The organism is Streptomyces sp. NBC_01450 (assembly GCF_036227505.1).
Lineage (GTDB): Bacteria > Actinomycetota > Actinomycetes > Streptomycetales > Streptomycetaceae > Streptomyces.
The window spans coordinates 6,862,603-6,884,688 of sequence record NZ_CP109480.1 but is presented as its reverse complement, the minus strand read 5'-3'; the positions used below and the strand labels follow the sequence as shown (position 1 = coordinate 6,884,688).

The 22,086-nt window shown below is 69.7% G+C and carries 14 protein-coding genes; 4 read left to right on the top strand and 10 right to left on the bottom strand.

From position 1 onward, the window contains the following. Positions 1 to 60: 60 nt before the first annotated feature. Positions 61 to 567: a GtrA family protein gene (locus OG568_RS30720; RefSeq protein WP_329533878.1), complete on the bottom strand. Its 507-nt coding sequence runs from the start codon at positions 565 to 567 to the stop codon at positions 61 to 63. Between the two features lie 218 nt (positions 568 to 785). Further along, positions 786 to 5,726, bottom strand: a complete 4,941-nt coding sequence (locus OG568_RS30715; protein ID WP_329533877.1) for an NAD-glutamate dehydrogenase — start codon at positions 5,724 to 5,726, stop codon at positions 786 to 788. 684 nt (positions 5,727 to 6,410) lie between these two features. On the opposite strand from OG568_RS30715, the gene OG568_RS30710 reads away from it, so the two are divergent. Beyond that, positions 6,411 to 6,977 carry a DJ-1/PfpI family protein gene (locus tag OG568_RS30710; RefSeq protein ID WP_266413469.1) on the top strand — a complete coding sequence of 189 codons (567 nt, stop codon included), beginning with the start codon at positions 6,411 to 6,413 and terminating at the stop codon, positions 6,975 to 6,977. Positions 6,978 to 7,171: 194 nt separating this feature from the next. On the opposite strand, the gene OG568_RS30705 is transcribed toward OG568_RS30710, so the two are convergent. Continuing rightward, the gene (locus OG568_RS30705) at positions 7,172 to 7,840 is read right to left on the bottom strand and encodes an HAD family hydrolase (RefSeq protein ID WP_329533876.1); all 669 of its coding nucleotides are present in this window, start codon (positions 7,838 to 7,840) and stop codon (positions 7,172 to 7,174) included. A gap of 46 nt (positions 7,841 to 7,886) precedes the next feature. Next, positions 7,887 to 8,402 (bottom strand): DUF6912 family protein, encoded by a 516-nt coding sequence (locus tag OG568_RS30700; protein WP_266582766.1) that lies wholly within the window; start codon positions 8,400 to 8,402, stop codon positions 7,887 to 7,889. 370 nt (positions 8,403 to 8,772) lie between these two features. Between OG568_RS30700 and OG568_RS30695 the strand changes: the two genes are divergently transcribed. Beyond that, positions 8,773 to 9,351, top strand: a complete 579-nt coding sequence (locus OG568_RS30695) for an Rv3235 family protein (RefSeq protein ID WP_329533875.1) — start codon at positions 8,773 to 8,775, stop codon at positions 9,349 to 9,351. A gap of 184 nt (positions 9,352 to 9,535) precedes the next feature. On the opposite strand, the gene secA is transcribed toward OG568_RS30695, so the two are convergent. Beyond that, positions 9,536 to 12,352, bottom strand: a complete 2,817-nt coding sequence (gene secA, locus OG568_RS30690) for a preprotein translocase subunit SecA (protein ID WP_266582768.1) — start codon at positions 12,350 to 12,352, stop codon at positions 9,536 to 9,538. 244 nt (positions 12,353 to 12,596) lie between these two features. Here secA and OG568_RS30685 point away from each other — a divergent pair, with 244 nt between their 5' ends. Together OG568_RS30685 and OG568_RS30680 are read left to right on the top strand one after the other, a co-directional pair. Next, positions 12,597 to 13,178, top strand: a complete 582-nt coding sequence (locus OG568_RS30685) for a GNAT family N-acetyltransferase (protein WP_266413462.1) — start codon at positions 12,597 to 12,599, stop codon at positions 13,176 to 13,178. 670 nt (positions 13,179 to 13,848) lie between these two features. Then, complete coding sequence (locus tag OG568_RS30680; protein ID WP_329533874.1) at positions 13,849 to 15,024, top strand: winged helix-turn-helix domain-containing protein; 1,176 nt, start codon at positions 13,849 to 13,851, stop codon at positions 15,022 to 15,024. A gap of 34 nt (positions 15,025 to 15,058) precedes the next feature. On the opposite strand, the gene OG568_RS30675 is transcribed toward OG568_RS30680, so the two are convergent. From OG568_RS30675 to mtrB, 5 genes are all read right to left on the bottom strand, one after another. After that, a complete protein-coding gene (locus OG568_RS30675) occupies positions 15,059 to 15,805 on the bottom strand; it encodes a response regulator (protein ID WP_266413445.1) in 747 nt (248 codons plus the stop codon). Positions 15,806 to 16,011: 206 nt separating this feature from the next. After that, complete coding sequence (gene hpf, locus OG568_RS30670; RefSeq protein WP_443077787.1) at positions 16,012 to 16,704, bottom strand: ribosome hibernation-promoting factor, HPF/YfiA family; 693 nt, start codon at positions 16,702 to 16,704, stop codon at positions 16,012 to 16,014. A 313-nt stretch (positions 16,705 to 17,017) separates the two neighbouring features. Beyond that, positions 17,018 to 17,986: a ComF family protein gene (locus tag OG568_RS30665; RefSeq protein ID WP_329533872.1), complete on the bottom strand. Its 969-nt coding sequence runs from the start codon at positions 17,984 to 17,986 to the stop codon at positions 17,018 to 17,020. Between the two features lie 166 nt (positions 17,987 to 18,152). Then, positions 18,153 to 19,988 carry an LpqB family beta-propeller domain-containing protein gene (locus OG568_RS30660; RefSeq protein ID WP_266413441.1) on the bottom strand — a complete coding sequence of 612 codons (1,836 nt, stop codon included), beginning with the start codon at positions 19,986 to 19,988 and terminating at the stop codon, positions 18,153 to 18,155. After that, positions 19,978 to 22,086: an MtrAB system histidine kinase MtrB gene (gene mtrB / locus OG568_RS30655; protein ID WP_329533871.1), complete on the bottom strand. Its 2,109-nt coding sequence runs from the start codon at positions 22,084 to 22,086 to the stop codon at positions 19,978 to 19,980. Before mtrB ends, OG568_RS30660 begins: the two co-directional genes overlap by 11 nt.

Below are 22,086 nucleotides of genomic sequence, written 5' to 3'. Positions count from 1 at the left end.
CTCCATTTGCGTACCGCTTAGGTAGATGCGGATCACCCGCAAAGGGTTGCGAGCGGCTGTCTAGCGACCGTGTTTCACCTGTTCGAACACCCATGTGCGGTACACCAGGAACCGGAAGGCCGAGGCCAGCACGATCGACAGCGCCTTGGCCAGGTTGGAGCCGAGCGGGCTGGTCATGCCCAGGCCGTGGTAGCCGACGTAGAAGAGCGCGCTCTCCATGACGACGCCGATGCCGCTGAAGACGAAGAACAGGGCGATCTGACGTCGGGTGCGCGAGGCCCGGTCACGGTAGGCGAAGAAGCGGAAGCCGAGGTAGTTGCTGCCCATGGCGACGCAGCTGGCGATGACCGTGGCGACCATCGGGGGCCACTTCAGGCCGTGCAGGAGGAGATTGAAGACCAGGAAGTTGACTGCGATGCCGCTGCCGCCGACGGCCGAGAACTTCACCACTTCGAGGGCGATCCGCCGGGCCCTTCCGATCACCCCGGGAGGAGCGGCGGCTGGTGCGGGCTGGGCCGGTGCGGGGGCCTGTCGGCCTACACGGGCCCGCCCCTCGGAGAGGTTCACAGTCACAATTGTCCCTTTTATCAGCAATAGGTAAATTCTGGTTGCGGTTTCCCCCAGAGATCTGCAAGAGCGAGGCAAGAGGGCGGCCAAGACGCTTGCCCCCACCTGCGCAAACAGGGGCAGTCCCGGCCATTCCGGCCGGGGCTGCCCCATCGACGTACTTCCGATCGAGTGAAACAGGTGCACTCAGGAGTGACTCGAGCGCACCCAGAGGTGACCTACGAGTGCGTCCGCAGCAGCGTCCGCATCGTGCGCATCGCCACCGACAGGTTCGCCAGATCGAAGGAGTCCGAAGTCTGGATCTCCTCCAGGGTGGTGCGAGCACGGCCCAGGATCGCGGCGTTCTTCTCCTCCCAGGCCTTGAAGCGCTGCTCCGGGGTCGAGGTGCCGTTGCCGACGGCGAGCACGTCCGCGGTGAGCGCCGCATGGGCCGCGTACAGGTCCTCGCGGATCGAGGCGCGGGCCATGGACTGCCAGCGGTCGGCACGCGGGAGCTCGATGATGCGGTCCATGAGCTGGGTGATGCTCAGGCGGTCGGCGAGGTCGTAGTAGACCTCGGCGACGGCCATCGGGTTCTTGTCCATGCGGTCGGCCACCGCGACGATGTCCAGCGTCGGGAAGGCCGACGAGAAGCCTGCCACGCGCGTGGCGAGCTCCTCGGGCACACCGGCGCCCGTCAGCTCCTCGAAGATCTGCTGGTACCACTCCAGGTCCGCGCCGCGCAGCAGCTTGGGCAGCTCGCCCCAGACCTGCGCGACCCCGTCGTGGAAGAAGGAGATGTTCTCGGCGAGCTGGAGCGGCTGCGGCCGGTTGTTGAGCAGCCAGCGCGTGCCGCGCTCGACGAGCCGGCGCGCGTGCAGCCGGATCCGCGTCTGGACGCCCGCGTCGACGACATTGTCGAGCCCCTCCACCGCGTCCCACGTCTCGCTCGCCTCGAAGATCGCGCGGGCCGCGGTCTGCGCCCGGACGATCTCCTCCAGCGACGCGCCCGTCTCCTCACGAAGGCGGTGCAGGAAGCTCGTACCACCCGTGTTGACCGTGTCGTTGACCAGAACGGTCGTCACGATCTCACGGCGCAGCGCGTGCCCCTCCATCTGCTCACGGAACTTCTTGCGCAGCGCGGTGGGGAAGTACGCGAACAGCAGGCTCTGCAGGTACGGGTCGTCGGGCAGCGAGGTGGCGAGCAGCTCGTCGGCGACGGTGATCTTCGTGTACGCGAGGAGCACGGCCGTCTCCGGACCGGTCAGACCCTGCCCGGAGTTGAGCCGCTCACGGATCTGCCGCTCGTTGGGCAGGAACTCCAGCGCCCGGTCGAGGTGGCCCTCCCTGACCAGGAAGCGCATGAAGCGCTGCTGGGCGTGGAGCATGCTCGGGGACTGGGCCAGCGCGTTGGCGATCGCCACGTTCTGCGCGTAGTTGTTGCGCAGGACCAGGGCGCCGACCTCGTCGGTCATCTCGGCGAGCAGCTTGTTGCGCTGCTTGACGGTCAGATCGCCGTTGGCCACCACCGCGTTGAGCAGGATCTTGATGTTCACCTCGTGGTCGGAGGTGTCCACGCCCGCGCTGTTGTCGATGGCGTCGGTGTTGATCTTGCCGCCGTGCTGCGCGAACTCGATGCGGCCCAGCTGGGTCAGACCGAGGTTGCCGCCCTCGCCGACGACCTTGACGCGCAGGTCGGCGCCGTCGACGCGGATCGCGTCGTTGGCCTTGTCGCCGACGTCCGCGTGCGACTCGGTGGACGCCTTGACGTACGTACCGATGCCGCCGTTCCACAGCAGGTCGACCGGCGCCTGCAGGATCGCCTTCATCAGGTCGGCCGGGGTCATCTTGGTGACACCGCGCTCGATGCCGAGGGCCTCGCGGATGTGCGCGTTGACCGGGATCGCCTTGGCGGTCCGCGGGAAGACACCGCCGCCGGCCGAGATCAGCTCGGTGTCGTAGTCGGCCCAGGACGAGCGCGGCAGCTCGAAGAGACGGCGGCGCTCGGCGTACGAGGTCTCCGCGTCCGGGGTCGGGTCGAGGAAGATGTGCCGGTGGTCGAAGGCGGCGACCACACGGATGTGCTCGGAGAGCAGCATGCCGTTGCCGAACACGTCACCGGACATGTCACCGACGCCGACGACGGTGAAGTCCTCGGTCTGGGTGTCGACGCCCAGCTCCCGGAAGTGCCGCTTCACGGACTCCCAGGCACCGCGCGCGGTGATGCCCATCTTCTTGTGGTCGTAACCGGCCGAGCCGCCGGAGGCGAAGGCGTCCCCGAGCCAGAAGTTGTAGCTCTCGGCGACCTCGTTGGCGATGTCGGAGAAGGTCGCGGTGCCCTTGTCGGCGGCGACGACCAGATAGGTGTCCTCCCCGTCGTGCCGGACCACGTCCACCGGGGGCACGACCGCACCGGCGACCAGGTTGTCGGTGATGTCGAGCAGCGCCGAGATGAAGGTCCGGTAGCTGCGGATGCCCTCCGCGAGCCAGGCGTCGCGGTCCACGGACGGGTCGGGCAGCTGCTTGGCGACGAAGCCGCCCTTGGCGCCGACGGGCACGATGACGGTGTTCTTCACCATCTGCGCCTTGACCAGGCCCAGGATCTCCGTACGGAAGTCCTCCCGCCGGTCGGACCAGCGCAGACCACCACGCGCGACCTTGCCGAAGCGCAGGTGCACGCCCTCCACCTTCGGCGAGTACACCCAGATCTCGTACGCCGGTCGCGGCGCCGGCAGGTCCGGGATGGCCTGCGGGTCGAACTTCATGGAGACGTACTCGTGCGGCTTGCCGCCCAGCGTCTCCTGGAAGAAGTTGGTGCGCAGGGTCGCCTTGATGAGGGTGAGGAAGGAACGCAGGATCCGGTCCTCGTCCAGGCTGGCCACCTGGTCGAGAGCGGCGTCCAGCTCCTCCCTCAGGGCGTCGGTCAGCTCGACACCGGCGTGCTGGCGCTCCGGCGACATCCGCGCCTCGAAGAGGGAGATCAGCAGCCGGGTGGTGTGGACGTTGTTGCGGAGGGTGTTCTCCATGTAGTCCTGGCTGAAGGTGGAGCCGGCCTGGCGCAGGTACTTGGCGTACGCGCGCAGCACCATCGCCTGCCGCCAGCTCAGCCCGGCGCTCAGCACGAGGGCGTTGAAGCCGTCGATCTCGGCCTCGCCGGTCCAGGTGGCGGCGAAGGCCTCCTGGAAGCGCTCGCGGCCGTCGTCGCCGAGGTAGTCGCCGTTGCCGTTCAGGGACTTGGGCAGACGCAGCCCGAAGTCGTAGATCCAGGCCGTCGTACGGTCCGAGCAGCGCAGCTCGTACGGGCGTTCGTCGGTGACCTCGACACCCATCCGGTTGAGGGCCGGCAGGACCGCGGACAGCGAGACCTGCTCGCCGGTGCGGTAGATCTTGAAGCGGCGCTCGCCGGGACCGGCACCGACCGGCTCGTACAGGCTGAGCGCGAAGTCCTTGCTCCGGTCCTGGGTGAGCTTCTCCAGGTGGACCAGGTCGGCGACCGCCGCGCGCGGGGTGTGGTCGGCCTTGTAGCCCTCGGGGAAGGCACTGCCGTAGCGGCGCAGCAGCTCGGCCGCGCGCTCCTCGCCGCACTCGGCGTTCAGCGCCTCGGCGAAACCGTCGGCCCAGGAGCGGGCGGCCTCGACCAGGCGCGCCTCGATCCGGTCCTTGTCCGCGTCGCTGAGCTGCGGCAGCTCGGTGCCCTGCGGGACCCGGACCACGAAGTGCAGCCGGGAGAGGATCGACTCGGTGTTCCAGGCGGTGAAGTCGACGCTGGTGCCGTTCAACTCCTCCTTCAGGATGTCGATGATCCTGAGGCGCACCCCGGTGGTGTAGCGGTCGCGCGGGAGGTAGACGAGGGCCGAGTAGTAGCGGCCGTACTCGTCCTGGCGCAGGTAGAGGCGCAGCCGCCGCCGTTCCTGGAGGTAGAGGACGCTGGTGACGATGGAGCGCAGCTCGTCGGGGGGCGTCTGGAAGAGCTCGTCGCGGGGGTAGGTCTCCAGGATCTGGAGCAGGTCACGGCCGTCGTGGCTGTTGGGCGAGAAGCCCGCGCCCTTGAGGACCTCCTCGACCTTGCGGCGGACCACGGGGACGCGGCGCACGGACTCGGTGTACGCGGCCGAGGAGAACAGGCCCAGGAAGCGCCGCTCACCGATGACGTTGCCCTCGGCGTCGAACTTCTTGACACCGATGTAGTCGAGGTACGACGGCCGGTGCACGGTGGCGCGGCTGTTGGCCTTGGTGAGGACGAGCAGCTTGTGCTCACGGGCCTTGGCGCGGGCGTCGGCGGGCAGCCGCTCGAAGGACGGGCTGACCGGGTGACTGTCCTCACCGCCGTGCTGCGGGTCGGAGCGCAGGATGCCGAGTCCGGTGCCGGGGACGGCGGCCAGCGAGTCGTCGTCGCGCAGCTCGTACTCGCGGAACCCCAGGAAGGTGAAGTGGTCGTCCGAGAGCCAGCGCAGCAGCTCACGGGCCTCCTCGACCTCCTGGTCGCGCAGGTCGTCGGCGGTCGGCTCGGTGGGCAGTTCCTCGGCGATGCGCAGCGCGGCGTCGCGCATCTTCTCCCAGTCCTCGACGGCCTCGCGGGCGTCGGACAGGACGCGCAGCAGATCGGCGGTGATCTGCTTCAGGTCGGCACGGTCGGTCTCGCGGTCCATCTCGACATGGATCCAGGACTCGACGTGCGCGTCGTGCGGCAGTTCCTCGAGGGTGGGCCGGCCGGGCAGCACCTCGATGAGCTCGCCGGTCAGATCGCGCCGTACGACGAACTGCGGGTGGATGACGACGTGGATGCCACGGCTCTGCCGGGACAGCTCGTTGGTGACCGAGTCGACGAGGAAGGGCATGTCGTCGGTCACGACCTCGACGACGGAGTGGCTGCAGGTCCAGCCGTTCTCCTCGACGGTGGGCGTGTGCACTCGGACGTTGGCCGTGCCCTGGGGGCGATTCTCGGCCAGCCGGTAGTGCGAGAAGGCGGCTCCGAAGACGTCGACCGGGTCGCGGTCGGTCAGGTCCTCCGGGGCGGTGTGCAGGTAGTAGCGCTGGAGGAACGCGAGCACGGTGTCCTTGTCCGGAGTGCCCTCGCTCGTCGTCCCAGTCGGTAGGTGCCCCCCGACCGGGCTGTTCTCAGCTACCCGGGCAGCCCTCTCGAGCAGCTCGGCCTTGGCTTCGTCCAGCTTGGTCTGCATTGTCCTCTGGCTCCTGTCGCGCGCCGTTGCGTGACGTAGAAAGAAGTACGGTCTCTTCTCCGACGTAGCGCCGTGACGCGGGGTGTCCGGTCTGGTCCGACGCTATGCCGCATGGAGAGATGAGCGGGGGGTTATCGGCCATTCTCGGGGCCCGCGGCGACTGTGACGCTGCTCTCTGCGGCGTCCGTCCCCGGGGTGTCCGCGGCCCACGGAGCACGCTCGTGATCCCGCCGGCGCCTGCGATTTCGCTTGCGCCCGCGTCACCGCCCGCGCTTGCGCTTTTGCTTGCGGCCGCGTTTCCGCTGGTGCTTGCCGCGGTCGCCGCTCCGTCCCGCCCTTGAAGATCAGCGACCGCCGCCCGGTCACGGATGTCGTCCGTGCGCTCCGGGCGCGGGGCAGGGGCAACTGGGCCCCCGCGAGATATCGCGCTGATCACGCCACCAGGCTATCGCTCCCTACCCCCGGCCCGTCATGAGCCGTATGTGTACAAAACCGGGGGTGCAACTTTGACAATATGCACAGGGCCGAAAGGGGCGGGAACGTGCAGTCCCCCGGCAACCCCCTCCCGCGGCATCACGTTGACGAGGACGGCGGGGTGGAGGCGGAATAGAGCTGTAGCCCCTCCGCGTCCCGCTGGGACCGGCTGGGCCCCGCTGAAGCTCCACCGAAGGGAGCGGCACCGACATGACACCGAAGATCCTGATGGTCACCGGCGACGCGGCGGAATCACTGGAGGTCCTGTACCCCTACCAGCGCCTGCTCGAAGAGGGCTACGAGGTCCATATCGCGGCCCCCACCCGCAAGAAGCTCCGCTTCGTGGTCCACGACTTCGAACCCGGCTTCGACACGTACACGGAGAAGCCCGGCTACACCTGGCCCGCCGACCTCGCGTTCTCGGAGGTCGATCCCGGCCAGTACGCCGCCGTGGTGATCCCGGGCGGCCGCGCGCCCGAGTACCTCCGCAACGACCCCGAACTCCGCAAGATCCTCAAGTCCTTCTTCGACGCAGACAAGCCCGTGGCCCAGATCTGCCACGGCCCTCTCCTCACGGCCGCCGCCGACGCCCTGCGCGGCCGCCGCGTCACCGCGTACCCGGCACTGGAACTGGACATGCAGGCGGCCGGCGCGACCTTCCAGGACGCGGAGGCGGTGGTCGACGGCACCCTCGTCTCGGCCCGCGCCTGGCCGGACCACCCGGCCTGGATGCGCGAGTTCCTCACGGTGCTCAGGGCGAAGGCACCGGCGGGCTGAACGAGTCCCGGTGGGCAGGGAGTCCCGGTGGGCAGGGAGTCCCGGTGGGCAGGGAGGACGCTGCGGGGAGTGCACCGGCGGGGCCGAGGGGGTGCCGACGCGCTTGAGAGGGCGCTGCTGGGCCGGGGCCGGGCGAAAGGGCCCACCCCACCCCGCGGTAGGCGTCCTCCTCAACCCGCGGCTCCCGCGCACGCTCACGCCGCCAGTCGCTCGGCCTCCTCGACCGCCTCCTCCAGGCTGTCCACCACGGGCACGCCGACCCCTTCGAGGCTGGCGCGGCTGTGCGAACCGCCGGTGTAGAGCACGGCCCGCGCCCCCACGTGCAGGGCGGCGACCGCGTCGTCGGCGGCGTCCCCGATCACCACCGTGCGCTCCGGGTCCACGCCCGCGAGCGAACCTATGTGCCGCACCATGTGCTCGGCCTTGCTGCCGCCGGACGGCCCGACCCGCCCCTCCACCCGCACGAAGTGCGGCTCGATCCCGAACCCCCTGACCAGCGGCACCAGTTCCTCATGCACATACATGCTCAGCAGTGACTGGCTGCGCCCCGCCGACCGCCAGTCCGCGAGCAGCGTCGCCGCCCCCTCGGTGAGCTCGCACGTTGTGCGGTGCTCCGCGTAGTACCGATGGAAGGTGTCGTCCATGACCTCCCACTCGGCGCCGGTCGGCAGCCGCCCCAGCAGCCGCTCGTAGAACTTCGGCACCGGCACGCAGTACAGCTCCCGGTACCGCTCCAGCGTGAGCGGCTCCAACCCCAACTCGGCGAACGCCGCGTTCGTCGCCCCGATGATCGCGGCGTTGTCGTGGAACAGCGTCCCGTTCCAGTCCCACACGATGTGCGCTGCTGCGCCCTGCTTCCCCATACCAAGAAACTACCCGCCCGCACTGACAGCGCCCCTCGGCGCGGGCTCAGTCCTCCAGCCCCACCAGGTTGGGAATCTCCTGCGTCGCGAACCACAACAACTCGTGGTCCTCGGCCCCGTCCACGGTGAACTGCGCGTCGTCGTCCCCGTGATCGGCCGCCCCGAGCGCGTCCACGGCGGCTGAGACGTCCTCCCCGGCGTCATCGGCGTCAACGTGCACCGCGGCCGCCTTGGACAGGGCCACCGGCCCCGGCACCCGCACCTCACCGAGCGCCGCCGGATCGAGCCCCCGGTCGGGATCGGCGACCGCGGCCCGGTCGGGAACGTCGACCGCGACGACCACCCGCCGCCGTACGGCCCCAGGCTCCCCCGCGAGCAGCCGCAGCGAGGCCAGCGCGGCCCGGTTCAGCGCCGCGTACTCGAGTTCCTCGATGTCGTCGGAGAGGTACCACTCGCGCAACGCGGGCGTGACGGCGTACGCGACGACCGGTCCCGCCGCCAGCTCCCCCGTCTTGTACGCCTCGGCGAGACCGGAGAGGGTCAGGGGGACGTAGACGCGCATGGCTGGCCGCTTTCGTAGTCGGGTGGGTTCCCGGGTCGGAGGGCTCCTGGAAGGGCGGTCCCGCGCCTCCCGGGAAGGCCTTCAGGATACGTGTGGGCGTCCCCTTTCGGGTCCCGGTCCCTCCTCCGTACGACGTCCACCCCCGGCCCGCGATTCACCCGGTACGCCCCTTCCCCGCCTGGCCTCCCGCCGCTCCCGCTCACTCTGATAGGTGAACCTTCCGGCCGCCGCGGCGCGCGCCGAGCGTCCTTGCGGGGGCCCGCTCCCGCCTCGTAGAAGATCCCCAACACGAAGTTACCGCCCGGTATCGACCGGGTGCGGCGAGCGGGCCGACGCGTGAACCGGGACGACTCATGAACGGGGACGACTCATGAACAAGGTGATGACCAGGACGAAGCGCCGCCCGGGCACCCGCCCGCCGGGCCGCCACGACACCCGCCGCCCCGGCACCACACCACCACGCGCCCCGGGCGCGGGCACACCCCGCCCGGCCCCGGGAGACTCCCCACCGCCGACTCCCCCGGCCGAAGCCGCGTCCCGCACCCTTCTCCTGCCCCCACCGGGCGACCACGCACGGCCCTCGCCGCCGCCGTCCTCACCGCCGCCGCAGCCCCGCCCCACCGACCTCTTCGCCGACCGCCTCCTCGCCGTGCTCAGCGGTCAGCGTCCCGTCCACTGCATGCTGCGCCACACCGCGGGCCGGGCCTACGACGAGCTGGCCTGGCTCGCCGAACGCGGCCCACTGCGCACCCACGGCGCCCGTCCGGTCGTCCGGGACATCGGCTACTACGTGCCACGGCCCGGCGCGATCGAGGCCTTCGCCCGTATCGGCGCGGGCGACCGGCTCCGCGCGATGGCCTTCCGCCTGGAACAGGGCCCCGACCTCCGCTGGCGCTGCACGGCGGTGGAACTGGGCGGCCCCCGCATGCCCCGCCGGGACGACGACTGAGCAACTCCTGGGGTCCATGACCAGCCCTCCGAGCCGCTCCTGCGGGCCCTGAACAGGCCACTGAGCCGCTCCTGAGGGCCCTTGCACCCCTCACCAACCAACGTGAAGGGCCGGACACCCACAGGTGCCCGGCCCTTCACCACTGCTCAGCTCTCACTCTCATCAGCTCTCACGAGCCGATGAGTCACTTCTTGCGGCGCCGCCCGTTGCTCTTCTGCTGCTTGCGGCGCTCCGCGCGCGTGAGGCCGTCCGCCTCGGAGCGCACGGGCTCGTCATCATCGTTGGCGAAGTCGCCCTCGACGATGCCACCCTCGCCGTCCACGGTCGGCGCGGAGAAGTGCAGCCGGTCGGGACGCTGCGGGGCGTCGAGCCCCTTGGCGCGGATCTCGGGACGCGCACCCGCGGGCACGACGTCCTCCTTCTTCTCCAGCGAGGGCGCGGCGTCCTCGACCGGGACCTCCTCGACCTGCTGCTCGACCTGGACCTCCAGGTTGAACAGATAGCCGACGGACTCCTCCTTGATGCCGTCCATCATGGCGGAGAACATGTCGAAGCCCTCGCGCTGGTACTCGACCAGCGGGTCCTTCTGCGCCATGGCGCGCAGGCCGATGCCCTCCTGGAGGTAGTCCATCTCGTAGAGGTGCTCGCGCCACTTGCGGTCGAGGACCGACAGGACGACCCGCCGCTCCAGCTCCCGCATGATCTCGGAGCCGAGCTGCTCCTCACGGGCCGCGTACTGCTCGTGGATGTCGTCCTGGATGGACTCGGAGATGAACTCGGCGGTCAGCCCGGCACGGTCGCCGGTCGCCTCCTCCAGCTCGTCGACGGTGACCTTCACCGGGTAGAGCTGCTTGAAGGCGCCCCACAGCCGGTCCAGGTCCCACTCCTCGGCGAAGCCCTCGGCGGTCTCGGCCGCGATGTACGCGTCGATCGTGTCGCCCATGAAGTGCTGGATCTGCTCCTGCAGGTCCTCGCCCTCCAGGACGCGGCGACGCTCGCCGTAGATGACCTCACGCTGCCGGTTGAGCACCTCGTCGTACTTCAGGACGTTCTTACGCGTCTCGAAGTTCTGCTGCTCGACCTGCGACTGCGCGGAGGCGATCGCGCGCGTGACCATCTTGTTCTCGATCGGCACGTCGTCCGGCACGTTGGCCATCGACATCACGCGCTCGACCATCTGGGCCTTGAACAGGCGCATCAGGTCGTCACCGAGCGACAGGTAGAAGCGGGACTCGCCCGGGTCGCCCTGACGGCCGGAGCGACCACGCAGCTGGTTGTCGATACGACGCGACTCGTGGCGCTCGGTGCCGAGCACGTAGAGCCCGCCGAGCTCCTTGACCTCGTCGTTCTCCGCCTTGACGGCCTGCTCGGCCTTCTCCAGGGCGGCGGGCAGCGCGGCGGCCCACTCCTCGATGTGCTCCTCGGGGTCGAGTCCGCGCTGCCGCAGCTCGGCCTCGGCGAGGTCCTCGGGGTTGCCGCCGAGCTTGATGTCCGTACCACGACCGGCCATGTTCGTCGCGACGGTCACGGCGCCCCTGCGGCCGGCCTGGGCGACGATCGTCGCCTCACGGTCGTGCTGCTTGGCGTTCAGCACCTCGTGCTGGATACCCCGCTTCGAGAGCTGCTGCGAAAGGTATTCGGACTTCTCGACCGACGTCGTACCGACGAGGATCGGCTGGCCCTTCTCGTGCTTCTCGGCGATGTCGTCGACCACCGCGTCGAACTTGGCGACCTCGGTGCGGTAGATCAGGTCCGACTGGTCCTTGCGGACCATCGGCTTGTTGGTCGGGATCGGGACGACGCCGAGCTTGTAGATCTGGTGGAACTCGGCGGCCTCGGTCATCGCCGTACCGGTCATGCCGGAGAGCTTGCCGTAGAGGCGGAAGAAGTTCTGCAGGGTGATCGTGGCGAGCGTCTGGTTCTCGTCCTTGATGTCCACCCCTTCCTTCGCCTCGATCGCCTGGTGCATGCCCTCGTTGTAGCGGCGGCCGGCGAGGATACGGCCGGTGTGCTCGTCGACGATCATGACTTCGCCGTCGATGACGACGTAGTCCTTGTCCTTCTTGAAGAGCTCCTTGGCCTTGATGGCGTTGTTCAGGTAGCCCACCAGCGGCGTGTTCACCGACTCGTACAGGTTGTCGATGCCCAGCCAGTCCTCGACCTTGGAGACGCCGGGCTCGTGAATGGCGACGGTGCGCTTCTTCTCGTCGACCTCGTAGTCCCCGGTCTCCTCAATGCCCTTGAGGGGGTTGCCGGCCTCGCCCTTCTTCAGCCGGGTGACCAGCTTGGCGAAGTCGCCGTACCACTTGGTGGCCTGGTCGGCCGGGCCGGAGATGATCAGCGGCGTACGGGCCTCGTCGACGAGGATGGAGTCGACCTCGTCGACGATCGCGAAGTTGTGGCCCCGCTGGACGAGTTCGTCCTGCGACCAGGCCATGTTGTCGCGGAGGTAGTCGAAGCCGAACTCGTTGTTCGTGCCGTACGTGATGTCGCACGCGTACTGCTCACGGCGCTGGGCCGGCGTCATGTTGGCGAGGATGCAGCCGACGGTCAGACCCAGGAACTTGTGGACGCGACCCATCATCTCGGAGTCGCGCTCGGCCAGATAGTCGTTGACCGTGATCAGGTGAACGCCGTCTCCGGAGAGAGCGTTCAGATACGCGGGCAGCGTGCCGACCAGGGTCTTGCCCTCACCGGTCTTCATCTCCGCGACATAGCCGAGGTGGAGCGCGGCGCCACCCATCATCTGCACGTCGTAGTGACGCTGGCCGAGGACACGCTTGGCGGCCTCGCGCACGGTGGCGAAGGCCTCGGGGAGCAGGTCGTCCAGGCTCTCCCCATCCGCATACCGCTGCTTGTACTCATCAGTGAGGGCGCGCAGCTCGGCGTCGGAGAGGTCGACGAAGTCCTCTTCGATGGAGTTGACCTGGTCCGCGATGCGGTGCAGCTTGCGCAGGATCTTGCCTTCGCCTGCACGCATGATCTTCGAGAGGACGGACACGGGGGTTTGTCTCCTTGCCGGTCGGGCCTGGGACGGTCGGGTTCAATGTCAGATTCAAATCACAGCTTGAGCAACGGCTATCGTAAGCGAGGACCCCACCGCGCCGGGAGGTCTGCCGGTGACAGCCACTAGGACAACGGGCAGGCGTTGCAGAAGGTGCCGCGTCCGCGCTGCGAAAAGTAACCGAACCGTCACTCATCGCAAAGGAATGGCGCCCTTCCGGTGGCCCGAGCAGAATCGGCCGATGGACCCCGTCACACTGACCACCGCCCGGCTGCTCCTGCGCGCCGTGGACTCGCGCGACACCGACGCGGTGTACGAAGCCGTCCAGGACCCCGACATCCAGCGCTGGACCACGATCCCCTCGCCCTATCTCCGCGAGCACGCGACGGGCTTCACGGACCAGATGGTGCCGGACGGCTGGGCGGACGGCTCCATGTTCGCCTTCGGTGCGTTCCTCCTGTCGGGGGACTTGGCGGGCATGCTCTCCATCAGCATGCGTTCTCTGGGGGTCGGCGAGGTCGGCTTCTGGGCGGCCAAGGAGCACCGCGGCAACGGCTACATCACCGAAGCCACCCTCACCGCCGCCCACTGGGCCTTCACGAGCCTCGCCGTCGACCGCCTGGAATGGCGCGCCGAGGTCGGCAACAAGGGCTCCCGCGCGGTCGCCGAACGCGCCGGCTTCACCCTGGAGGGCACCCTCCGCTCCGCCCTCAACAACAAGGGCGTACGCCGAGACTGCTGGATCGGCTCCCTGCTCCCCTCGGACCTGGGCCTGGCATCAACGGCCCCGTACCTCCCCGCACCACCCCCCTCCACCCCGTAGAAACAAGCCCCACGCCAATCCAAGGCACCAGCCCGGCAGCCCCCGAAGCACACCCCCAGCGGGACACAGAGCCAAAGCCTCACAGGCTTGGTCCAACAGCCCAAGCGGGGTAGGGGCCCAGCCCTACAGGGGTCCGGGCAGCAGCCCCATAGAGGTCCGGGCGGAAGCCCGACGGGGTCCCTGGGCGGCTGCCCTACAACGGTCCGGGGCAGCAGCCCTACAGGTCCGGGCGGAAGCCCTACGGACCCCGAGGCAGCAGCTCCACAGGGGCCCGGGCAGAAGCTCTACCGAACCCCGAGGCGGCAGCTCCACAGGGGCCGGGCGGCAGCCCTACAGGCCCGCAGGGGCGACAGCCCCACGGGGTCCGAGGGCACAGCCCCCCGGCACGGCGCAGGGGCGACAGCCCCACGGGGTGCGGGGGCACAGCCCCGGCACGGCGCAGGGTCGACAGCCCCACGGGGCCCGAGGGCACAGCCCCCTGGCGGGGTGCAGGGACGGCAACCCCACGGGGCCCGAGGGCACAGCCCCCTGGCGGGGTTCAGGGGCGGCAGCCCCGCGGGGGTGCGGGGGCGTAGCCCCTGGCGGGGGCTGGGGCGGAGCCCCAGGGATGGGACGGGTAGGGGCGGCGGGGGCGAGTCCACTGTCAGTGGCACCGCCTACGGTGTGGAACATGACGAGCCTCCCGCGTCCCACCACCGACCTCTCCGCCGAAGAAGCCCGCCGCATCGCCCTACGGGCCCAGGGTTTCCTGGGCACCCCCGACCGCAGGGCCGGCGTCCGCGGAATCCTGCGACACCTCGGCGCGGTCCAGCTCGACACGATCTCCGTCCTGGCCCGCTCCCACGAACTCATCCCGTACGCCCGCCTGGGCGCGGTCGGCCGCAAAACCGTCGACGAGGCCTACTGGACCGACACGCACGCCTTCGAGTACTGGTCCCACGCCGCCTGCATCCTCCCCGTAGAGGAATGGCCCCACTTCGCCTTCCGCCGCCGCGCCTACCGAGCCCGCCCGCACTGGAACCACGACCTGCCGGACGGCACCTATGACCAGGTCATCAAGCAGCTCCGTACCGAGGGCCCCCTCACGGCCACGGAGTTGGGCGGCGCGAAGAAGACCAGTGAGTGGTGGGACTGGTCGGGCACGAAGGTGGCCGTCGAGCGCGCGCTGATGTACGGCGAGGTGGTGTGCACGGAGCGCCGCGGCTGGAAGCGGGTGTACGACCTCGCCGAGCGCGCCGTCCCCGAGGCCCTGCTCCATGACGAGCTGGACGACACGGAGTGCCTGCGCCGCCTGGTCGGCCTGGCCGGCAAGTCCCTGGGCGTCGGTACGCGCGCGGACATCGCCGACTACCACCGTCTCAAGGGCGAGCAGGTCGACGCGGTGATCGCGGACTCGGGCCTGGTCCCGGTGACGGTGGAGGGCTGGGGCAAGCCCGCGTGGGCGGACCCGGCGGCCCTGGAGACACCGCCGCGCGGCCGCCACCGTACGACGCTGCTGTCCCCGTTCGACTCGCTCATCTGGGAGCGGGCCCGCACGGAGCGGATCTTCGGCTTCACCCACCGTCTGGAGGCGTACACGCCCAAGCCGAAGCGGGTGTACGGCTACTTCGCGATGCCGGTCCTCGCCGGCGGCGGGCTCGTCGGCCGTGTGGACCCCGCCCGGGAGGGCCGCACCCTGGTCGCCAAGCAGGTCACGCTGGACGGCCCCAAGGCGGTCCCCGCCGTGGCCCAGGCCCTGCTGGAGGCAGCGAGCTGGGTGGACTGCACGAACGTACGGGTGGAGCGGGTGGACGCCCCGGAGCTCCGCGAGCCCCTCGCGAAGGAACTCGCCCGCGCACTGGACTGACCGGCCCGGCCGGACCGACCAGCCTCACGCTCACTCACCGGATCTCGAGGATCTTCTCCCGCATCGCATAGACCACCGCCTCCATCCTGGAGTGCAGTTGCAGCTTCTCCAGGATGTTGCGCACATGGTTTTTCACGGTGTTCTCGGAGATGAACAGCTCCTTGGCGATATCCCGGTTGTTCATCCCGGTCGCGACGAGCTTGAGAACCTCCAGCTCGCGATCCGTGAGCCGCGGCGCGGGCACGAGTCGGCGCTCGTCCGTCCGCTGAATCATCGACTTGAACTCGGTGAGAAGTTTCGACGCCATCGACGGGCTGATCTGCGACTGCCCGTCCGCCACCGCGCGAATGGCCGTGGCCACCTCGTCCGTGGAGATCTCCTTGAGGAGATAACCGGTCGCGCCCGCCTTGATCGCGTCGTAGAGATCGGCCTCCTCGTCGCTGATCGTCAGCATGATGATCTTCGCGCTCGGAGCCACCTCCTTGATGGAGGTGCACGCCTCGATGCCGCCCCGCTTCGGCATGCGTACGTCCATCAGCACGATGTCCGGTAGCAGGTCGGCTGCCTTGTCGACCGCCTCCGCCCCGTCACCCGCCTCGCCGACGACCTGGATGTCCTCCTCGGCCGCGAGCACGATCTCCAGACCGCGGCGGAAGAGGGCATGGTCGTCCACGACGAGGACCCGAATGGGCTCCTTGCGTGAAGAGCCCGCGTCCGGGCCCATGCCGACGACGCCGCCGTCGGCATCCCCGTCACGCATCGGTCCGAAGCTGTCCGCCATCGTTCCTCCCCCTGAAGGCCGTGGCCTGTGTTCCTGTGCCATCGCCAATCCGAGGCAACGGCCCACCGGTTGGGGCCGGTTCGGCCATGATTCCATGCCGGGACGACAGTGCGGTGACAGAGCGGGCCGTGAAGTGGTCGCACACCGGTGCCCCTGGGGGCGCACGCGCGCTCCAGGGGCACCGGCTCAGCCGTCATCGGGACGGGTCAGCCGCCGAGCGCACCGCCCGGCGCGTCCGATCCGGCCTGGGCGACCATGGGGTCCGTGCTGAGGTGGATGACGCCGTAGTCGTACGCGTGCCGCCGGTAGACGACACTGGGTTCCTTCGTCTCGGAGTCGACGAAGAGATAGAAGTCGTGCCCGACCAGCTCCATCTCGTAGAGCGCCTGGTCGAGCGTCATCGGGGCGGCCACGTGGGTCTTCTCGCGAACGATGAGGGGGCCTTCGCCCATGACCTCGAGGGAGCCGATCTTCTTCGTCGGCACGCTGTCCATGTCGTCCTCGTGGACGACGGCCCCGTTCCCGTTGAGCGTCGCGGCGCCGGGGACGTGGTCGGCGACCTCGGCGGCCGAGATCCGGCCGTTGCCACGGCGGGTGTAGCGCTTGTCGTGCTGCTTGCGCAGGCGGGCTTCGAGTTTGTCCGCCGCCAGGTCGAGTGCCGCGTACGGGTCGTTTGCCGCCGCCTCCGCCCGGATCACCGGACCGCGGGAGTGGAGCGTGATCTCCACTCGGTCGCAACGGTCGGCCTGCCGGGGGTTGGGCTCCTTGGACACCTCCACGTCGAGGCTGATCACCTTGCCATCGAGCTTCTGGATCTTCTCCAGCTTCAGCTTCTCGGCCACGTGCTTGCGGAACCGCTCGGGCACCTCGGTCTTGCGGCCCTTGACGACGATGTCCACGCAGAACTCCGTTCCCGGATTGCTCCGCTGCACTGGCGGAGCGTCTCCCTTTTGCACCAGGCCCCGGTGAGTGCCGGAACCTCGGACTTGGTGACTTTCACCTCCTCCTCCCCCATGGGCAAGATCTACACCCCAGCGCTACGGGTGATTCAGAAACCCGCAGCACGGCATCCGGATGGTCGAGGTACGGCCTGCGCCATTGCCTCACAACCGAACATATCTCGCCCGGACGGATGTCGTCACCCTCTACTGCGGCGTACCTCCGTTCAGGTGAATTGACCTGGTCATTACCTGCAACGATGGAAGTTCTCGGTCAGTTCCAGTTTATTTCGAAAGAGTCTGGCGACGCCGCGATCACGGCCGCGCAGATCATGTCGCCGGCTCCGCTCACACCCGCCATTCCCTGGGCTGCTTGTGCCCGGTCCGTACCCGTTGTCGTTGCCTCGGTCATCCGTTCCCCCGTTGCTTCCCCCGCTTGCGCGACGCATGCGTCGGAATCCGGGCATGCATCAGTGTCCGGGCTTGGATCGACGCCCGCCACCGCCGCCCGTACGGCACGGGCCGCCTCCGCCATCGAGGCGCCCGTCGTCATCAGGTCGTCCACGAGGACGACCCGAGCGCCGACCGCCAACAGCCGGGCGCCTCCGGCGGCCACCTCCAGGGCGCCCGCGAGATTGTCCAGTCGCTGCCGGGAGTTGAGTCCCGCCTGGTCGGCCACGGCACGCCGCTGCCGCAGCACGGCCAGCACCCGGGCCGGCATCCCCGTACGCCGCAGCTCCCCCGCCGCCGCGAGCGCGATCCGCCGCACCGGGTCATGTCCCCGCGCCCGCACCGCCCGCCGCGAGGACGGCAGGGGAACAAGCAGCAGAGGCCCTGGGCCGGAAGGCAGCGCGGACCCTTGACCACCGCCGGGCCACCGTTGCCCGCTCCCGCCCCTCAGGCACCCGTCCGAGGCCGTGGGCAGCCTCTCCGGGACCGAGAGGCACCTGTGCCCCAGCCCTGCCCGCACAGCCCCCGCCAGGGCCGTCCCCAAGGGAGTCGCAAGTGTCAGTGCCCCCCGTTCCTTGTGGGCGAGGAGCGTCGCGCGCACCTCGTCCTCGTATGGGGCCGCCGCGTGCACCACCGGCAGCCCGGGCGGCTCCGGATCCGGCCGCACCCGGCGCGGTGCGGCCCCACTCAGGGCGGCACGGCACTCCGGGCAGAGCACCGTGCGAGGCCTTCCGCAGCCTCCGCACTCGGCCGGCAGCACCAGATCGGTGAGGTCCTGCCACCACCCCCGCATGTCCACCACTGTGCCAACGCGCGGGCCGACCAGCCACCCCTGTGGACAACCGCCTGTGGACAACTCCACGGCCGTCACCCGTCCGGGGGAACCACCGCGTAATGGCGGCCAGGTCCACCCGTACGGCGGCCGGGCCTGCCCGAAAAGGGAGGCCCGGCGAAAATCCCTACCCGGGATAGACCGGTGCCGTGCCGTCCTTGACGATCTTCTGCCACGGCGCCCCGGCAGGCAGCCGCACGATTCCGTCCTCCTCCGAGTGCGCCACCAGCGGCAGCCGTTCGTCCTCGGACGCGGCGACCTCCTTCACCCCCGTGAGCGCGGAGGGCGCGGCGCCCACCGGAGTGGACCCGTCGACCTGGACGTAGCGCATCTGCTGCACTCCACCGGACTCACGCCCGACGACGACGAGCCGGCTGTCCCCGGCCCACGACATGGCGGTGACCTCCTCCAGCTGCGGCGCCACGGAGCGCAGCTCGAGGATCGAGATGAGGGGCCGTCCGCCGGTCCTGGTGTCGCGCTGGATGCGCCCGATCTGCAGTGAGCTCTTGCCGTCCTTCTGCACGATCAGCGCGATCCGCACCCCGTCGGCGGCCACCCGCACCGCCTGGACACGGCCGTCGATGCCCGGCGCGGTGACCTCCAGCGGAGTACCCGCGCCCTTCTCCAGCAGGAGCAGCTGCGGGTTCTTCGGATCGCGGTCGGCCACCCACAGGTCGCCCTGTCCGTCCCAACTGGGCGTCGTCAGCCGGTCGTCCGTCGTCGCCCCCTGGCTGTGCAGTACCGCGTCCCCCAGTGAGGCGCCCGACACCAGCGATCCGACGTACAGCGAACTCCCGTCGGCCGACACACCGGCCGCGCTGTCCTCGCTCCGCGACACCGCGGCCGACCGCAGCTTCTTGTCGCCCACTCCCAGCGCACCGGGCACCGGCTCGGGCTGCTTGTCCCTGTTGCCGCTGGGCAGCCGTACGAGCCGCTGCTTGCCGTCGATGAAGTACTCGTACTCGGGGTGCTTGGCCGTGCCGTGCAAAGCGATGGTCTGCGCCCGGCTCTCGGTGACCACGCACAACTGCGAACCGTTCGAGCGCTGCAGCTCCACCTCCTCGACGCCCGTGGGCGTCAGATCCTGGAGCGTGAAGAGGAGCTGGGTGGCCATCTTGTCGCACTGGGTCTCTCCGACCCGGTCGGCCTTCTTGTTCAGCGGGACCGTCACCCTGTTGCGGTCGTCGGGCGACAACGACGTGACGCCCTTCTTCAACTCCGTGCCGGAGGGGAAGCTCGACGTCACCACCGGATCCAGCCAGCGCGTGGGCCCCTTCAGGAGGGATCGGACCATCTCCGTCATCGGGTCCACCTTGTCCCGCACATAGACGGGATCGGCGACGGTCCCCAGCAGTCCGCCCGAGCCGGAGGGCACGTTCGAGGCGAAGTAGTACTTGTTGACGGACACGTAGTTGCGCTGGAAGTCGGAGTTGCCCATCACCACGCCCTGCGGCAGCGCGTCGATACGCCACTGCTTGGTGTCCTTCTGCAGCGTGAGGTGCACCGTCGTCCGGTACGAACCGGCGTCCGGCGCGTACGCGTGCTGTGCGTCCACCGTGGCGACCTTGCTGCCGGAGAGCGTGTACGAGTCGTCGCCCTCCCTGGTGCCCGAGTGCTCCGACTCGGGGTTGGGCCCGTCCGCGAGAACGGTCGTGGAGCGGTACGGATCCCACGCCTTGCGGGCGCTCGCCGTCAGATACTTGCGCGCCGTCTCGTACTGCGGGTCGTCACTGGTCAGTGCCTCCAGGAAGCCCTGCAGGATATCCGCCGGCGGGGCGTCCTCGCGCGGCGGCAGGGCGAAGATGCGGACCTGCGAGTCCGGCCTCGGTGTCGACTCGACCCCGCGCAGATCCCCGCTGTCGGGCATCGAGGCACACCCGGTCAGCAGCAATGCGCCGCAGCCGATGTACACCCCCACACGCGCAGGACGCAGACGGCCGCTCCCCTCGCGGTCAGCGCCCACGAAATGCCTCCCCTTGCCCGAGTTCCTCGGGCTCTCCTTGTCCGAGTCCTTCAGGCCCGCCGCCGTCCCGGCCACGCTCCTGCACGGTCCGCTCCCCACCCACGGGAGGCATGTCGTCCGGCCGCCGCACGGCCCCGGAGGGCCTCGGCACCACACGCGCGCCGTTGCCCGGCAGCGCCGTCGGATCGGCCGTGGGCGACGCCCCGGCCAGCCGCGGCACCACGGACGCCCGCTGCATGTGGGGTGCCGTCTTCCCGCCCGTGTTCTGCACCGGCACCGTGGCGAGCTTGTCGCCACCGCCGGAGGGCAGTCCCGCGTCAGTGAGTCCACGATTGCGCCGCGAGTCCATCGGCTCCAGAGGTATCGGGGACCCCCGCAGCGGCTCGTCCGCGGTCCGCGGCAGCGTCAGCCGGAACTGCGAACCGCCACCCGGCTCGCCCCACGCCTGCAGCCAGCCGCCATGCAGCCGGGCGTCCTCCAGGGCGATGGACAGGCCGAGCCCCGTGCCGCCGGTGGTTCGCGCGCGCGCCGGGTCGGCACGCCAGAAGCGGCTGAAGACCCGGGTCGCCTCGCCGGGCTTGAGGCCTACGCCGTAGTCGCGCACCGCGATGGCGACCGCCCCGCCCGCCGCGGCGAGCCTGACCACCACTTCCTTGCCGTCGCCGTGCTCCACTGCGTTGACGACGAGGTTGCGCAGCACCCGCTCCACCCGCCGGGCATCCGCCTCGGCGATCACCGGCTGCTGGTCGCCGACCACGCGTATCTGCGAGCCCTTGCGCTCGGCGAGGGGCTCGGCCCCGCTGACGACACGCCGTACGACCTCCCGGAGGTCTATCGCCTCGGCCTCCAGCGCCGCCGCGCCCGCGTCGAACCGGCTGATCTCCAGCAGGTCCGCGAGCAGCGTCTCGAACCGGTCCAGCTGATCGGCGAGCAGTTCGGCCGACCGAGCGGTCACCGGATCGAAGTCCACGCGCGCGTCGTGGATGACATCGGCCGCCATCCGGACGGTCGTGAGCGGCGTACGCAGCTCGTGCGACACGTCGGACACGAACCGGCGCTGCATCCGCGACAGGTCCTCCAGCTGCTGGATCTTCAGCTGAAGGTTCTGCGCCATCTTGTTGAAGGCCTCACCGAGCCGCGCGATGTCGTCCTCGCCGGTGACCTTCATCCGTTCCTGCAGGCGCCCGGCGGAGAGCCGCTCGGCGATCCCGGCCGCCATCCGCACCGGAGTGACGACCTGGCGCACCACCAGCCAGGCGATGGCTCCCAGGAGCACCACGACGAACAGTCCGGCCGTCGCGAGCGTCCCTTTGACCAGGCTCAGCGACTTCTCCTCCTGCGTCAGCGGGAAGAGGTAGTAGAGCTGGTAGGGCTCTCCGTTGGGGTCGTTGACCTGCTTGCCGATGACCAGCGCCGGCTGCGACTCCTTGTCGTCCTTGTAGACGACGCGGGTGTAGCTCTGGGCCGCCAGCGTGCTGCTGTCGACGCGTGCGCGCAGGGCCACCGGCACGCTGACCGTCGGATCGACACTGCCCGAGGAGCGCGGCCCGAGCCCCGCGCCGCCGTTTCCGGCCCCACCGGAGCTGAGCGTCACCACGTCGAAGGCGCCCTGCCCACCACTGGAGAGGGACACCACGAGGTCGCTCATCCAATTAATGACGTTCCTGGACGGGCGGCCATCAGCACTCGAACCGTCGTCGCCGGTGGCCGTCACGGCCGCGTCCGCCTTCTGCTTGGCCACCGAGAAGCCACCCGTGGCCTGACTCTGCGAGGCCTTGACCTTCGCGTCCAGCAGACCGTTGCGCACCTGCCCGATGACCACGAAGCCGAGCAGCAGCACGACACCCAGCGACATCAGCAGCGTCGTGACGACGATCTTGAGCTGGATGTTGCGCCGCCACAGCCGCATCACGGGCAGCAGCGGACGGCGCACCCAGCGCATGAACAACCGAAGGACCGGACTGCCCTGGACTCCGCCCTGCAGCAGCCCGCCCTCCAAGAAACGTCCCCAACGGGAGCCTGTCACCTTCCGGCCGACAGGCCGCCCCGAACGGACCCCCGGCTCACCGGGCGCCGAAGCGGCACTGTCCCGGGACAT

Coding starts and splice junctions, on each gene's coding strand:
- OG568_RS30675 (WP_266413445.1), bottom strand. CDS start 15,805: ATGGCGGACAGCTTCGGACCGATGCGTGACGGGGATGCCGACGGCGGC.
- OG568_RS30710 (WP_266413469.1), top strand. CDS start 6,411: ATGACACCGAAGATCCTGATGGTCACCGGCGACGCGGCGGAATCACTG.
- OG568_RS30700 (WP_266582766.1), bottom strand. CDS start 8,402: ATGCGCGTCTACGTCCCCCTGACCCTCTCCGGTCTCGCCGAGGCGTAC.
- OG568_RS30705 (WP_329533876.1), bottom strand. CDS start 7,840: ATGGGGAAGCAGGGCGCAGCAGCGCACATCGTGTGGGACTGGAACGGG.
- OG568_RS30695 (WP_329533875.1), top strand. CDS start 8,773: ATGAACAAGGTGATGACCAGGACGAAGCGCCGCCCGGGCACCCGCCCG.
- mtrB (WP_329533871.1), bottom strand. CDS start 22,086: ATGTCCCGGGACAGTGCCGCTTCGGCGCCCGGTGAGCCGGGGGTCCGT.
- OG568_RS30685 (WP_266413462.1), top strand. CDS start 12,597: ATGGACCCCGTCACACTGACCACCGCCCGGCTGCTCCTGCGCGCCGTG.
- OG568_RS30715 (WP_329533877.1), bottom strand. CDS start 5,726: ATGCAGACCAAGCTGGACGAAGCCAAGGCCGAGCTGCTCGAGAGGGCT.
- OG568_RS30680 (WP_329533874.1), top strand. CDS start 13,849: ATGACGAGCCTCCCGCGTCCCACCACCGACCTCTCCGCCGAAGAAGCC.
- OG568_RS30665 (WP_329533872.1), bottom strand. CDS start 17,986: ATGCGGGGGTGGTGGCAGGACCTCACCGATCTGGTGCTGCCGGCCGAG.